Origin of the sequence: Streptomyces sp. NPDC048584, assembly GCF_043199595.1 — a bacterium.
Lineage (GTDB): Bacteria > Actinomycetota > Actinomycetes > Streptomycetales > Streptomycetaceae > Streptomyces > Streptomyces edwardsiae.
Genome location: NZ_JBICWF010000001.1, coordinates 856,614 through 870,722 on the forward strand (window position 1 = coordinate 856,614; position 14,109 = coordinate 870,722).

9 protein-coding genes are annotated in these 14,109 nt (G+C 73.2%); 4 read left to right on the plus strand and 5 right to left on the minus strand.

What is annotated here, in order from left to right:
- Positions 1–19: 19 nt before the first annotated feature.
- Positions 20–5,215, minus strand: coding sequence for a DNA repair ATPase (locus ACGFR9_RS03630; protein ID WP_393202549.1), 5,196 nt, complete (start codon positions 5,213–5,215; stop codon positions 20–22).
- A gap of 351 nt (positions 5,216–5,566) precedes the next feature.
- The gene (locus ACGFR9_RS03635; protein ID WP_393202551.1) at positions 5,567–7,612 is read right to left on the minus strand and encodes a flotillin family protein; all 2,046 of its coding nucleotides are present in this window, start codon (positions 7,610–7,612) and stop codon (positions 5,567–5,569) included.
- A gap of 390 nt (positions 7,613–8,002) precedes the next feature.
- Here ACGFR9_RS03635 and ACGFR9_RS03640 point away from each other — a divergent pair, with 390 nt between their 5' ends.
- Positions 8,003–9,064, plus strand: coding sequence for a PucR family transcriptional regulator (locus ACGFR9_RS03640; protein WP_393202553.1), 1,062 nt, complete (start codon positions 8,003–8,005; stop codon positions 9,062–9,064).
- Between the two features lie 15 nt (positions 9,065–9,079).
- On the opposite strand, the gene ACGFR9_RS03645 is transcribed toward ACGFR9_RS03640, so the two are convergent.
- Positions 9,080–9,514 carry a DUF6299 family protein gene (locus ACGFR9_RS03645; protein ID WP_393202555.1) on the minus strand — a complete coding sequence of 145 codons (435 nt, stop codon included), beginning with the start codon at positions 9,512–9,514 and terminating at the stop codon, positions 9,080–9,082.
- A 234-nt stretch (positions 9,515–9,748) separates the two neighbouring features.
- Between ACGFR9_RS03645 and ACGFR9_RS03650 the strand changes: the two genes are divergently transcribed.
- Positions 9,749–9,943 (plus strand): DUF5999 family protein, encoded by a 195-nt coding sequence (locus tag ACGFR9_RS03650; RefSeq protein ID WP_393202557.1) that lies wholly within the window; start codon positions 9,749–9,751, stop codon positions 9,941–9,943.
- Between the two features lie 52 nt (positions 9,944–9,995).
- Here ACGFR9_RS03650 and ACGFR9_RS03655 read toward each other — a convergent pair whose 3' ends face one another.
- Positions 9,996–10,394 carry a RidA family protein gene (locus tag ACGFR9_RS03655; RefSeq protein WP_393202559.1) on the minus strand — a complete coding sequence of 133 codons (399 nt, stop codon included), beginning with the start codon at positions 10,392–10,394 and terminating at the stop codon, positions 9,996–9,998.
- Positions 10,391–11,518 carry an acyl-CoA dehydrogenase family protein gene (locus tag ACGFR9_RS03660; RefSeq protein WP_393202561.1) on the minus strand — a complete coding sequence of 376 codons (1,128 nt, stop codon included), beginning with the start codon at positions 11,516–11,518 and terminating at the stop codon, positions 10,391–10,393. Before ACGFR9_RS03660 ends, ACGFR9_RS03655 begins: the two co-directional genes overlap by 4 nt.
- Positions 11,519–11,636: 118 nt before the next feature.
- Between ACGFR9_RS03660 and ACGFR9_RS03665 the strand changes: the two genes are divergently transcribed.
- Positions 11,637–13,247, plus strand: coding sequence for an AMP-binding protein (locus ACGFR9_RS03665; RefSeq protein WP_393202563.1), 1,611 nt, complete (start codon positions 11,637–11,639; stop codon positions 13,245–13,247).
- A gap of 37 nt (positions 13,248–13,284) precedes the next feature.
- Entirely contained in the window at positions 13,285–14,106 is an 822-nt protein-coding gene (locus ACGFR9_RS03670) for a PaaX family transcriptional regulator C-terminal domain-containing protein (RefSeq protein WP_393202565.1), read from the plus strand.
- The last annotated feature ends 3 nt before the right edge of the window (positions 14,107–14,109 follow it).

Consider the following 14,109-nt stretch of genomic DNA (forward strand, 5'->3'; position numbering starts at 1 on the left):
GAGGGCCGGGCGGTCCTGGTCAGCGGGGCCCGGGCGGTGCCTCCGGGAGTTGTCGCGGGGCCGGGGCGGACAGAAGGCGGCGGGGGTCCGATGCCCGGGTGATGGCCGACTCGACGGCGGCTATGCGGTCGCCGAGGAGGGCGAGCGCGGCGACCGCGCGGGTCAGGGTGTCCTCGTCGGGGCCGCCCAAGGTGAGGGTGCGGGTGTGGGCGGACTTCACCTCGGTCCAGCGGGCCGCCGTTTCGGCGGTGAGCGTGCCGCGGAGTTCGGCGAGTTTGAGGAGGCTCGCCTCGGCGCCCGTGGTGAGGGTCTGGGCCTCGGCCGTGTAGTGGTCGTCGATGACGGCGGTCAGCTCGGCGGCGTTCATGACGGGCTGGATCCGCTGGGCGATCTTGTTCATGTTGCGGTAGGAGCCCTGGAGCCGGAACGGCGGCTCGGTGCGGGCGTCGTCGGACTGGGCGGCGGAGGCGATGTAGGCCGCGTTCACGGCGAGGACGGTTCGGCGGGCGGTGAGCAGATGGCGCAGCACCGCAAGGACGCGGTCGAGTTCGGTGGGCGCGTAGGGATGGGTGAGGCGGTCGGGGCGGGCCGTGGGGTCGTCGCCGGCGAGGCGGATGAGGAGGTCCAGGTCGGCGCGGTCGCGGGCGGCGAGCGGGGCGAGGACCGGGTTCGCGGTGAGGGCGTTCTCCACGAAGCTGAGCGCGAAGACGTCCTCCTTGCCGGTGAGGACGTCACCGAGGTTCCACACGTCGGCGCGGTTGGCCAGCATGTCGGGGACCCGGAAGGCCTCACCGGACTCGGTGTAGGGGTTGCCGGCCATACAGACGGCGAACCGCTTCCCGCGCAGATCGTAGGTGCGCGGCTCGCCCTCCCACACGCCCTCCATCCGGCGCGTGGCGTCGCACAGCGGAATGAACTTCTGCAGCAGTTCGGGCGAGGTGTGCTGGATGTCGTCCAGATGGAGCAGTGTGTTGTTGCCGGCGGCCAGCGCGAAGTTGATCTTATCGATCTCCTGGCGGGCGGTGGCGTTCGGCGCCTCGGCCGGGTCGAGCGAGGTGACCGCGTGACCGAGCGCGGGGCCGCTGATCTTCACCAGGACCAGGCCCAGCCGGTCGGCGACGTACTCCATGAGGGTCGTCTTGCCGTAGCCGGGCGGGGAGACGAGCAGCAGCAGCCCGCCGGTGCCGGTGCGGCCGGACTCCCCCGTGGTGCCGAGCTGTTTGGCGAGGCTGTCGCCGATCAGCGGGAGGTAGACCTCGTCGACCAGTCGGTTGCGGACGAAGGTCGACATCACGCGCGGCCGGTGGTCGTCCAGGCGCAGCCGGGTTCGCTCGGCGGTCACCAGCGCGGTACGGCGGCGCTGGAAGGCACGGAAGGCCGGCACGTCGCGCAGCCTGAACTCCTCGGTGCGGGCGAGGAACCCGTCCAGGCGGAGGGTGAGGCGGCGGTCGGTGATCCGGGGGTGGGTGCCGAGCAGGCCGTCCACGGTGACGGTCAGGGGCGCGTCGCAGGTGTGGCGGGGGACGTCAGGGCAGAGTTCGGCCGCCACCGCCTCCGCGAGGTCGCCGGCGGTCGGTTCGTCTCCGGTGGTCGCGGCGTACGCGGTCAGCCAGGCCTCGACCAGCTGGCGGCGGGCGGTGAGTCCGGCGAGGCGGGGGAGGTCGTCGTCGTAGGCGTCGGCGGGGGCCTTGCGGCGGAACGTGTCGAGGAGCGTGCGGGTGCGGGCGCTGAGGACGAAGCCCTCGGGTCCGGTGGTGAGTTCGTCGAAGAGGTACGCGGCGGCGGCCTCCGGGCGGGCGCCGGAGCCCCACTCCCCCATGGCCTCCGCGAGTTCGGCGCGCAGCGCGTCGAGGGCGGGCGGCGGGCCGAAGGCGTCGCGGACCCGGGCGAGGGAGCCGGCGCGGCGGGTGAGGTCCGCGCGCTCCTGCGCCGTGGTTCCGTGCGTCCAGTACAGCAGGGCGTGGGCGCGGGCGGCCGGCTCGTGGCGCAGCAGGCCCGCGCTGTCGTACAGGGGCAGTACGGCGGTGAGGATCGCGGTGGCGTCATGGTCGTGGACGCCCCGCTCGTACCCCTCGTCGTACGCCTCCTCGGCGGTCCGGCGGACCAGGGCGCCGAGGTCGTCGGCGGCGGCGAGGGCGCCGGGGCCGGGTTCGTGCAGCAGCCGGCCGGCGAGGTGTTCGGCGCGGTAGACGCCGGGTGACTCGGACGGCAGGTGCCGGTTCCACAGCGGGCGGTCGGCGAGGAGGGCGGGGTCGGTGACGGGGGCGCGGTAGTCGGTGCCGGTGAGGGCGAGCGCGAGGCCGTCGCCGTGCGGGACGACGGTGAGGTCGAGGGGCTGGGTGGAGACGGCGAACCGGTGGCCGCCCAGCCGGATGGCGCGGCCGCCGTCGGCGTACAGGTCGGTGCGGTCGCGCAGGGCGCGGGCGGCCTCCTGCCGGGCGGAGCGCAGCCGTCCGTCGAGTTCCTCCGCCCGTACCCGGTCGCCGAGTTCACGCAGGTCGTCGGTGGTGCGGCGGACCTTGGTGACGAGCGGGTCGGAGGCGAAGTAGGTGCTGACCGCGTCGGTGTCGGCGAGCCCGGCGGACCGCCGGGTGATCGTCTCCAGTACGCGCTCGGCGGCGGACGCGAGCTGTTCGGCCCTGCGGGCCCGCGCGTCGGTGAGGCCCTGTTTGCGGGCGGAGAACGCCTCGTAGATTTCGGTGCGCCGGTCGGCCAACTCGCCGAGGACGTCGTCGAACTCGGCGAAGCGGGACTCCAGCGTCTCCAACTGCGCCAGCACACGGGTCAGTTGCTCGTCACAGGCCTCCGGGGTGTCCGCCGCCGCGAGGGAGCCGGTGACCGTCTGGCCGAGCAGGGCGAGTTCCGCGGCGAACCCGGCGCGGGCCTCGCGGTCCAGCAGGGAGCGGCGGCGGGTGTCGAGGGTGGCGCGGGCCCGGTTGACGCCGCCCATCGCCCCGGCGACCCGTTCCAGTACGGCCGTACGGACGGTGGCGTCGGCGATGTCGAGCCCGGCGACCACCTCGGTCACCGTGCGCAGCCCGTCGGCGAGTTCGTCCAAGTGTGCGGTGACCGGCACGGCTTCGGCGGCGGTGCTGATCGACTCGGCCTCGCCGACCAGCCGTTCGACGTCCGTGTGATGGGCGGCGAAGGCGTCCTCGCGGGCCAGGAAGGCGATCGCGCGCTGCCCGAACGAGGTCAGGTCGGACTCCGCCCCGGCCGCGAGTTCGTCGATACGGGCGTGGTCCGCGTACCGCATCTCCTTCAGGGTCAGCAGATGGCCCTGGGCGTGGCGGAGTTCGGTCAGTCCGGTGACCCAGGCGGCGGCCGCGCGCGGCTGCTCGCCGCGCAGCCGGCGCACCACGGAGGCGATCCGGTCCGCGGCCTCGTCGAGCGCTTCGGCGGCCCGGACGGTGAGGTCGCGCACGGTCTCGAACTCGGCCAGCACCTGCTCGGCCGTGGCACGCATCTGCTCCAACGGAGCGCGGGGGTCACCGAGTTCGGGGTCGCCCAGCCAGTGGTGGGTGTCGAGGGCGCGGACGCAGGCGGTCGCCAGGGCGGAGTACACCTCGGTGGTCGGGGTGGTCTCGGCGACGGAGCGGGCCAGGGACAGACAGTCGGAGATACCGCGCACCAGGTCGGCGTTGCCGACCCGGGCCAGCGGGCCCTCGCCGACCGGCTGGGCGGCGGCGTGGGTGTCGGAGACGTAGGGCGACCGCCACAGCTGTACGGGGTGGACGCGGGCGGGTTCGTCGCCGTCGGGGCGGAGCAGGGCGAGGAGTCCGTCGTCGAACAGGGCCCAGCCGTGGCAGGCCATCGGGGTGGCGACCGTCTCGCGGATGAGGTTGTACGACAGCAGCAGCGCGCGTCCGCGTGCGGGCGCGTGGAAGACGTACAGCGCGTCCTCGCCGTGCGGTGAGCGCACCTCGCGGGCGAACTCCATGCCGGAGGTGTCGAGTTCGTACGTCTTGTGCGGGCCGGCCGCGAGGCAGTAGCCGCCGGGGAAGACGATGCCCTGGTCGTCGGGGAGACGGCGGCAGCCCTGTCCGATGCCGTCGAGCCGTACGACGGAGCGGGTGAGGGTGTTGAAGACCAGATAGCGGTGCGCGGTCTCCTTGTAGGGGAGGATCCGCAGCAGGATCAGGGGGCCGACGCGGGCGTGGGCGATGTCGGCGTCGGCGAGGGACTGCAGGGGCTCGTCGACGGGTTCGCTGTGGATGCCGTCGGGGGTGGCGGTGTCGTCGTCGGTCTTGACGGTGAGGGTGCCGCCGAGGGTGTCGACGAAGATCTCGCCCTGGACGGAGACGTGCGAGTGCCGGCCGAGGACGTGGTCCTCGCGGGTGGACGGCGTCCACTCGATGTCGGCGGGCGGGACACGGGCGTGGTCGCGGTCGCCGCGCGCGTCCAGGAAGGCCGCCCGGCCGTCCTCGGTGACCGTCCAGCGCAGGACGCGGATGTCGCCGGCCTTCTCGCCGGTCTGGAAGACGGCGAGCAGCTTGCCGTCGACCCGGCGCAGCCGCAGCAGGCGGGCCTGGCGGTAGTAGCGGTGCAGGGCGACGAACTCGCGGACGAAGGCCGGGTCGTCGAGGAGGCCGGGAACGGCGTCGTCGGGGAGGCGGTTCAGGTCGCGGTCGTGCGGGGCGAGGACGTCGGGGACCGCGATGTCGCCGTCGGGGCGGGGCCGGACCTCGTAGCCGAAGAGGAGGACGTCGCCGACGGCGACGATGTCGCGGGGCACGCTGCCCCGTTCGGTGCGCAGCCGCTCGGTACCGGTGAGACGCAGCTCGGGCGCGCCGAACTCCGCCGCCCGGCGGTGGTTCAGCTCCTCGACTCGGCCGGCCAGTTCGGCGGCCTGCGCGGCGAGGCGGTCGCGCAGCACCTGGTAGGCGCCGCCGTCGACGGCGGTCGCGTCGGGAGAGGACGTGCCGACGGGCTCGCCGGCCCCTTCCGCGCCGGCCGCGCCGCGGGCTCCGGCCTGCGGTGACGCCCCGCGGGCGGCGTCCGGTCCGGCGTTCCCACCGGGTCCGCCCGAACCGGATGCCGTCCGGGTCCGGCCCCCGCCGGACGTGCCCGGCGCCGGGCGCGCGCCGGAACGGCTCGTACCGGGCGAAGCCCCGGAGCCGTTCGCTCCGGGTGCCCCCGTGCGGCCGGGCGCGGTGCTGGTGCCCGGCGTCTCGCGCGGGACCGGGTTCATGGGCTCGTGGGTGCCGGTGCTCATGGCTGCCTCTCGGAAGGTGCGGCGGGGGTCGCATCTCGGAAGGTGCGGCGGGGGTCGCATCTCGGAAGGTGCGGCGGGGGTCGCATCTCGGAAGGTGCGGCGCGTGGCTGCGCCTCGGAAGGTGCGGCGCGGAAAACGCACCTGGGAAGGTGCGGCGTGACCGCTCCCCGGACGGTGCGGCACTTCGCCACATCTCCGAGGACGCGGTGCCGGGTCGCGTTCCAGAAGGTGCGGCACCACCGCGCCCCGGAGGTGCGGCACCACCGCGCCCCGCAAGATGCGGCACCGCCGCGCCCCGAGGTGGGCCGGGAGCCGCCGTCCCCTGTGCGGCGGCTCCCGGCCGGAGGGTGGTCAGGCCCTGCTGCTGCCGTTCAGCGCGGCCAGCGGTGTGTCCGAGAGACCCAACTCCCCTGCTTTTTCGATCAGTTCCTTGAACCGACCGGTGTTGTCACCGCCCTGCTGCATCAGCCGCATCAGCAGGGCGGAGACCGTGAGGTTCTGCACATCGGCGGTGGAGACCGAGCCCAGGATGCGGCTCAGGTCGTCGGTGAAGCTCGCGGAGCCGTCCAGCCAGGGCCCGGCGAGGGCCTTGGCGGTCTCGGAGTTCTGGACGAAGCCGTCCACGCTCTTGCCGAGCGCGATCGAGTTCACCAGGCGGTCGAAGAAGACCGACTCGCCGCCGACGATGTTGATGTCGGCGTTCTCCAGTCCGGTCGCGAGGACCGTGGCCTGCGCCTCGGCGACCTGCCGCTGCACATCCAGTCCGGCGAGCCGGATGGCCTTCTCCGCCTCCAGCCGCAGCCGGTACTCCTCGTGGCCGCGGGACGCCTCGTCGAGGGCGGCCATCGCCGCCGCCTTCTCGGTGAGGCCGGCCGCCTCCGCGCGCAGCCTGCCGCTGATGGCCTCCGCCTCGGCGAGGGCCTTGGCGCGTGCGCCCTCGGCCTCGGCGCGCAGCCGGGCCTGGGTGGCCTCGGCCTCGGCGCGGCCCGCCTTCTCGATGACGTCGGCCTCCTTGTCGCGGACCTGCGCGGCCGCCAGTCCCTCGGCGGCGGCCTCCGCCTGGACGCCCTCGGCCAGCCGCACCTTGGCGCGCGCGTCGAGGTCGGCGGTCTTCAACCGGGCCTCGGCGAGGGTGAGTTCCTCGGAGGCGCGGTGCGTGGCGGCCTGCTCGGCGGCCTCGGCGGCCTTGATGTCCTTGACCAGCTTCTCCTGCGCCTCGGCCTCCGCCGCGATGATCACGGCCTGCCGCTGCCGCTCCGCCTCCTCCACGGCCCGCAGCTTCTTGATGGACTCCTCCTGCTCGGCGACCGTACGGTCCACCGCGACCCGCTCCCGGACGACCTCGGCGATCTCCCGCTTCTCCGCCTCGACCTCCTTGTCGGCGGCGATCCGGGTCAGTTCGGTCTCCCGCTCGCGGGCGATGACCTCCAGCAGGCGGTCCTTCTCGATGCGCTCGCTCTCGACGGCGATGACCCGCTCACGGTTCTTGGCGGCGACGGCGACCTCACGGGCCTGGTTCTCGCGCTGCACGCCGAGCTGCTCCTCGGTACGCAGGAAGGCGCTCTGCGCCCGCAGCCGCTCCTCCTCCATCACCCGCGCGGTCTCGGCCTCCTCGCGGGCCCGTACGGTCTCGATCTCCCGCTTCTGCTTGATCTCGGCGTCGGCCTGCCGGCGCTCCAGCTCCAGGATCGCCTCGCGCGCGTCGACGTCCTGCCGGGTGATCTCCTTCTGCTCGTTGCGCTGGGCCTCGTTGGTGCGGACGTGTTCCACGGCCGTCAGCTCGGTGATCTTGCGGATGCCCTGGGCGTCGAGGACGTTGCCCGGGTCGAGCTGGGTCAGCGGCGTCTGCTCCAGGTAGTCGATCGCCGCGTCCTCGAGGTGGTACCCGTTGAGGTCGACGCCGATGACCTCGATGATCCGGTACCGCAGTTCCTCGCGCTTGGTGTAGAGGTCGGTGAAGTCCAGCTGCTTGCCTACGGTCTTCAGCGCCTCGGAGAACTTCGCGTGGAACAGTTCCTGCAGCGTGTTCCGGTCGCTGGCCCGCGCGGTGCCGACGGCCTGGGCGACCTTGATGACGTCGTCGACGGTCTTGTTGACCTTGACGAAGAACGTGATGCGGATGTCCGCGCGGATGTTGTCCCGGCAGATCAGGCCCTCCTTGCCGGCCCGGGTGATCTCGATGGTCTTCACCGAGATGTCCATCACCTCGGCCTTGTGCAGCACCGGCAGCACGACCGACCCGGTGAACGTCACATCGACCTTGCGGGTCTTGGAGACGATCAGCGCCTTGCCCTGCTCCACCTTGCGGAACAGTTTGGTGACAAGGAGCAGACCGACGAGCACGAACAACAGGGCGACGCCGACGAGTACGGCGATGCCCACGGTGGCGGCATCCATGGGGCACGTCCTTCTTGGGCTGGGACTTCCGGTCCGGAAGTGGGTCGAGCGGTGCCTCGTCGCCGAGGCGGATGAGTATCCGGTGGAGGAGGAGACGGCTCGATCGGCGCCGCGGTTCTGCGCGCCGGGCGCGGACGGATGCCATCCGTTTCCGGCGCACCCTCCTGCTCACCGCTCACGTCGTGGGGGCAGCACCGCTCCCCTCCGGGTTCCGGCGCGGACACCTGCCGGTGCCCGGCACCGGAACCGTCCGCGGTGCTCCCCGCGGACCATGCTGCCTGCCCGGCGGACGACCGCGCATTGCCGGTATCCGGCAATGTTCATTAGGGTCTTGGTGCCGATGTGACACAGCCGACGCGTTAGGGAAGCGTCAAGAGTGGGGGGAAACGCGTGACGGAACGGGAGATCCCGGAGCAGTATCTGGACGGCTATGCCCATATTCTGGCCGAGGTCGCGGCCACCGGCCGGCGTCTCACCAGGGACGAGATAGCGTCCCGGCGGGCTTTGGGGGAACGGGCGGCGGAAGCGGGTTTCGGTCTGCGGTCCCTCGTCAGCGCGCATCTGTCCGGCGCGCGCGGCGCGTGGCCGCGCGGCGCCGCGGACTCCGCCGACGGCGCGCTCGCCGCCGTACAGCAGGTCGTGGACGCGTTCGCCGAGGGGTACGAGCGGGCGCAGCGGCTGGCGGTGCGTCAGGAGGAGGCGGCACGGCGGGAGTTCATCGACGACCTGCTCTACGGCCGCAGCGATCTGGGGCGGCTGGCGGAGCGCGCGGAGCGGTTCGGGCTGCGGCTGTCCCACGAGCACGCGGTCGCCGTCGCGCGGGGGGTGGCCGCCTACGACGAGGGCGATCCGGTGCCGCGGCAGGTGGAGCGCGCGCTGATCTCCCGGTTCGGTGACCGCAGCATCCTGCTCACCACCAAGGACGGGCGGCTGCTGTGCATCGCGCCCGGCCGTCAGACGGAGGTGCTCACGTACTTCGCCAAGCAGGCGCACGCCGCCACCGACGGCGGCCAGGTCGCCATCGGACGCCCTCAGTCGGGTCCCGGCGGGGTCGTCCAGTCGTACGAGGAGGCCCTGAGCTCGCTGGAGATAGCGGAGCGGCTGGGGCTGGACGATCCGGTGCTGCGCGCCGCCGATCTGCTGGTGTACCCGGTACTGGCCCGCGACCGGCAGGCGATGGCCGATCTGGTGCACAACACGCTGGGGCCGCTGACCACGGCCCGCGGCGGCGCCCAGCCGCTGCTGGACACGCTCACCGCGTACTTCGACTCCGGCTGTGTCGCCGCGGAGGCGGCCCGGCGGCTGTCGCTGAGCGTGCGCGCGCTGACGTACCGCCTGGAGCGCATCCACAAGCTCACCGGCGCCAATCCGTCGGACGCGGCCCACCGCTACATGCTGCAGACGGCGGTGATCGGCGCGCGGCTGCTGGACTGGCCGGCCGGCGAGCTGTGAGGGGGACGGTCCGGATCAGTCCTCGACGAGCGTGATGTTCCGGTGCTCGACCGCGTGGACCACGGGCAGCAGGACGATGCCGCTGGGGCGCATCTCCATGAGCGTGGCCTCGACGTGGGCCTTGCCCGCCTTGAGGGTGCCGGCGGGTACGGATCCGGTGTTCTGCCAGCGGTGCACCTCGCCGTCGCAGACGGCGCGGGTGCCGCCGACGGAGTGGTGCAGGATCTCCGAGGGGCGGCCGACCGCGGAGCTGACGAAGACCGGGCCCTCGCCCTCGTTGCAGCGGTAGGTACCGGAGAGGGTGATGGAGCCGTCGGCCATCCGGCCCTCCTCGTCGACCGTCACGGACTCCGAGGGGGCGGCGGCTGCCGGGGCGGGTGCGGCCGCGGCGAAGCCGAGCAGCAGCAGCGCGGAACCGGCGGCAGCGCCGAGGACGGGGCGTACAGGCATGGGAAACCTCCCGAATTGAGCGGAATGAGGGACTCCACCTGTACCGGCGCGCGGGACCGCCGCCCGTCTTCGTCACCCCTTCGGTGGCGAGTCGGCCCCGGCCGTCGGGGAACCGTCCCGGGATTGTCCGGGGGCTGTCACGTTTCCCGGCGGGCGGTTCCGATGGGTCCGCGGCGAGGGCATGGTCTCTGCATACGACCCATACGGATCGTTCCACCTATGTGGAGGTGCGCCATGTGTGCCCACCAGCCTTCCTGCCCCCGGGCCGAATCCGCCGTCCCCCATGTGGTGGCCGCCCACCCCGAGCAGGGGTGGAGCCTGCGGTGTGACGGTGTGATCGTCTTCGACGACACCGGTGAGCTGCTGCCCGACGGCAGGGTGATCGCCCCGCACCGCGTCTCGGTCGACGGACTCACGGTCGCGGCCTGAGCCGGACCGCGGAGCGGGGTGGAACGGCTCACGGCAGCGGCTCGCAGCCCGCTCAGGGCAGCACGGCGAAGCCGTCGAGTTCCACCATCGCCTGTGCGTCCCACAGGCGGGCCGCCCCGATCACCGCCATCGCCGGGTAGTCGTGTCCGGCCAGTTCGCGCCAGATCCGGCCCAGTTCGCGGGCGTGGCTGCGGTAGGCGGCCACGTCGGTGGCGTAGACGGTGACGCGAGCCAGGTCGGCGGGGGTGCCGCCGGCCGCGCGCAGGGCCGTCAGGAGGTTCGTGAGGGCCCGCGTGAACTGTGCGGGCAGGGTGTCGCCGACGACCTTCCCGTCGGCGTCGAGCGCGGTCTGCCCGGCGAGGAACACCAGCCGGGAGCCGGTGGCGACGACGGCGTGGGAGAAGCCGGCCGGCGGGGAGAGTTCGGGCGGGTTGACGCGCTCGGCGGTCACCGGTCCTCCAGATTCCTGTACAGCTCCTTGGCGATGATGCCCCGTTGGACCTCGCTCGCCCCCTCGTAGATGCGGGGGGCGCGGACCTCGCGGTAGAGGTGTTCGAGCAGGTGCCCGCGGCGCAGGGCGCGCGCGCCGTGCAGCTGGACGGCGCGGTCGACGACGTACTGCGCCGTCTCGGTGGCCAGCAGTTTCGCCATCGCGGCGCGCCGGGGCACATCGGCGGCGCCCGCGTCGTACGCCGTCGCCGCCGCGTACACCATCAGCCGGGCCGACTCGGTGCGCAGTTCCATCTCGGCCACGTCGTGGGCGACGGCCTGGAGGTCCTTCAGCTTGCCGCCGAAGGCGTCCCTGTGGGCGGTGTGGGCGAGGGTCGCGTCCAGGGCGGCCTGGGCCATGCCGACCGCGAACGCCCCGACGCTGGGCCGGAACAGGTTGAGGGTGTCCATGGCGACCCGGAAGCCCCGGTCGACCTCGCCGAGCACGTCGTCGGCGGTGACCGGTACGCCGTCGAAGGCGAGGGTGCCGATGGGGTGCGGGGAGAGCATGTCGAGGGCGGTCCCGGTGAGTCCGGGCCGGTCGGCGGGGACCAGGAAGGCGGTCACCCCGCGCGCGCCGGCGCCGGCGGTGGTCCGGGCGAACACGGTGCAGAAGTCGGCCTCGGGGGCGTTGGAGATCCAGCACTTCTCGCCGGTGAGCCGCCAGCCGCGGGCTCCGTCGGGGTGCGCGGTGAGGGACAGTGCCGCCGCGTCCGAACCGGCGCCCGGCTCGCTGAGCGCGAAGGCGGCGACCGCGGTGCCGTCGCGGACCCCGGGGAGCCAGCGGTCGCGCTGGGCCGGGGTGCCGTGGGCGTGTACCGGATGGGCGCCCAGACCCTGGAGGGCGAGGGCGGTCTCCGCCTCGGTGCAGGACCGGGCCAGGGACTCGCGCATCAGGCACAGGTCGAGGGCGCCCGAGGTGAACAGGCGGGACAGCAGGCCGAGTGCGCCCAGTTCGGCCAGGAGGGTGCGGTCGACCCGCCCGGGTTCGGCCTTCTCGGCGAGTGGCTTCAGGCGTCGGGCCGCCAGTGCCCGCAGCTCCGCGCACCAGGCGAGTTGTGCCGGTTCGAGCGAGAATGCGGTCATCGCCGGTCCCTTTCCCTCGCCGCTGGGCCGCTCCCGAGGTTATCGCGGACAGTTGACTGCCGTCACCAACACGATACGCTCCTGATGCGAGCCCACCACGCCAAGGGGGCGAACCGCCATGAACCCACGGGCCACCGCGCACGTCGACACCTTCGCCCGCGACCATCTCCCGCCACCCGACGAGTGGCCCGAGCTCCGCTTCGACCTGCCGGAGCTGTGCTACCCCGAGCGCCTGAACTGCGCCGCCGACCTCCTGCACGGCCCGCCCGAGGGCCGCCCGGCCTTCCACACCCCCGACGGCGCGACCTGGACGTACGGCGAACTGCGCGCCCATGTGGACCGGCTCGCGCACCTCCTCACCGGCGACCTCGGGGTCGTCCCCGGCAACCGGGTGCTGCTGCGCGGCCCCACCACGCCCTGGCTGGCCGCCTGCTGGCTGGCGGTGCTGAAGGCCGGCGCGGTCGCGGTCACCGTGCTGGCGCAGCAGCGCCCGCACGAGCTGAGCACCATCTGCGAGATCGCCGAGGTGCGCCACGCCCTGTGCGACGTCCGGTCCGTCGACGACCTCGTCAAGGCCGAGATCCCCGACCTCTGCCTCGCCACCTACGGCGGTGACTCCCCCGGTGACCTGCTGAACCGTCCGGCGCCGGCGACGCCGTACGAGGCCGTGCCGACCGCGGCCGACGACGTGGCGCTGATCGCCTTCACCTCCGGCACCACCGGACGGCCGAAGGGCTGTATGCATCTGCACCGGGACGTGCTGGCGATCGCGGACACGTTCTCCCGGCATGTGCTGAAGCCGGTCGCCGACGACGTGTTCACCGGCAGTCCCCCGCTGGGCTTCACCTTCGGCCTCGGCGGTCTGGTGGTGTTCCCGCTGCGGGCCGGGGCGAGCGCGCTGCTCCTCGAACAGGCGCACCCGCGCCAGTTGCTGGCGGCGATCGCCACGCACCGGGTGTCGGTGCTGTTCACCGCGCCGACCGCCTACCGCGCGATGCTCGCCGAACCGGACGGGCACGACATCACCTCGCTGCGGCGCTGCGTCTCGGCGGGCGAGAACCTGCCGGCCGCCACCTGGCGGGCCTGGTACGAGCGCACCGGGCTGCGGATCATCAACGGGATCGGTGCCACCGAACTGCTGCACATCTTCGTCTCCGCCGCCGACGAGGCGATCCGCCCCGGCACGACGGGAGTCCCGGTTCCCGGCTGGCAGGCCCGCGTACAGGACGCCGACGGCGCCCCCGTGCCGGACGGGGAGCCGGGACTGCTCGCGGTGCGCGGTCCCGTCGGCTGCCGCTATCTCACCGACCCGCGCCAGCGGGAGTACGTACGCGGCGGCTGGAACATCACCGGCGACACCTATGTCCGCGACCCCGACGGCTACTTCCGGTACCTGGCCCGCGCCGACGACATGATCATCTCGGCCGGGTACAACATCGCGGGGCCCGAGGTCGAGGACGCCCTGCTGCGCCACCCGGACGTGGTGGAGGCCGCGGTGGTCGGCCGGCCGGACGAGGCACGCGGCCAGGTCGTGCGGGCGTACACGGTCCTGAAGGAGGACGCGGAACGCGACGCCGAGGCACTGCGTGCCTTCGTGAAGTCCGAGCTGGCGCCCTACAAGTGCCCGAAGGAGATCGTGTTCCTGGACGCCCTGCCCCGCACGGCCACCGGCAAGCTCCAGCGGTTCCGGCTGCGTACGCCCACCGAAGCGGAAGAGGGGCGGGCGTGATCCCCGGCGAACCGCGCCCTTCCGCCCACGACTTAAGATGATCAACGTGTCCGACCAGCAAGCGCTTCACGCTCCGAGATCTCTCATCGTCACGCTCTACGGCGCGTACGGCCGCTCCGTGCCGGGCCCGGTGCCCGTCGCCGAGCTGATCCGGCTGCTGGCCGCGGTGGGGGTGGACGCCCCGTCCGTCCGCTCCTCGGTGTCCCGGCTCAAACGGCGCGGTCTGCTCGTCCCGGCGCGCACCGCGCAGGGCGCCGCCGGTTATGAACTCTCCGCCGACGCACGCCAGTTGCTCGACGACGGTGACCGGCGGATCTACGCCACCGATCCACCGGAGGACGAGGGCTGGGTGCTCGCCGTGTTCTCCGTCCCGGAGTCGGAACGGCAGAAGCGGCACGTCCTGCGCTCCCGGCTGTCCGGCCTGGGCTTCGGCACGGCCTCCCCCGGCGTGTGGATCGCCCCCGCACGACTGTACGAGGAGACCAGGCACACCCTGGAGCGGCTGCGCCTGGACGTCTACGTGGACTTCTTCCGCGGCGAGCACCTCGGTTTCGCGCCCACCGCCGAGGCGGTCGCCCGCTGGTGGGACCTGGCCGGGATCGCCGAGCAGCACGAGGCGTTCCTGGACCTGCACGCACCGGTGCTGCGCGCCTGGGAGCAGCGCGCGGACACGCCGGCCGAGGACGCCTACCGCGACTATCTCCTCGCCCTGGACTCCTGGCGCCATCTCCCGTACGCCGACCCGGGGCTGCCCGCCGCCCTGCTCCCCGGTCACTGGCCGGGCATCCGCTCGGCGGCCGTGTTCCGGGGGCTGCACGAGCGGCTGCGGGACGCGGGGGCGGCGTTCGTGGGGCTGTGAGGG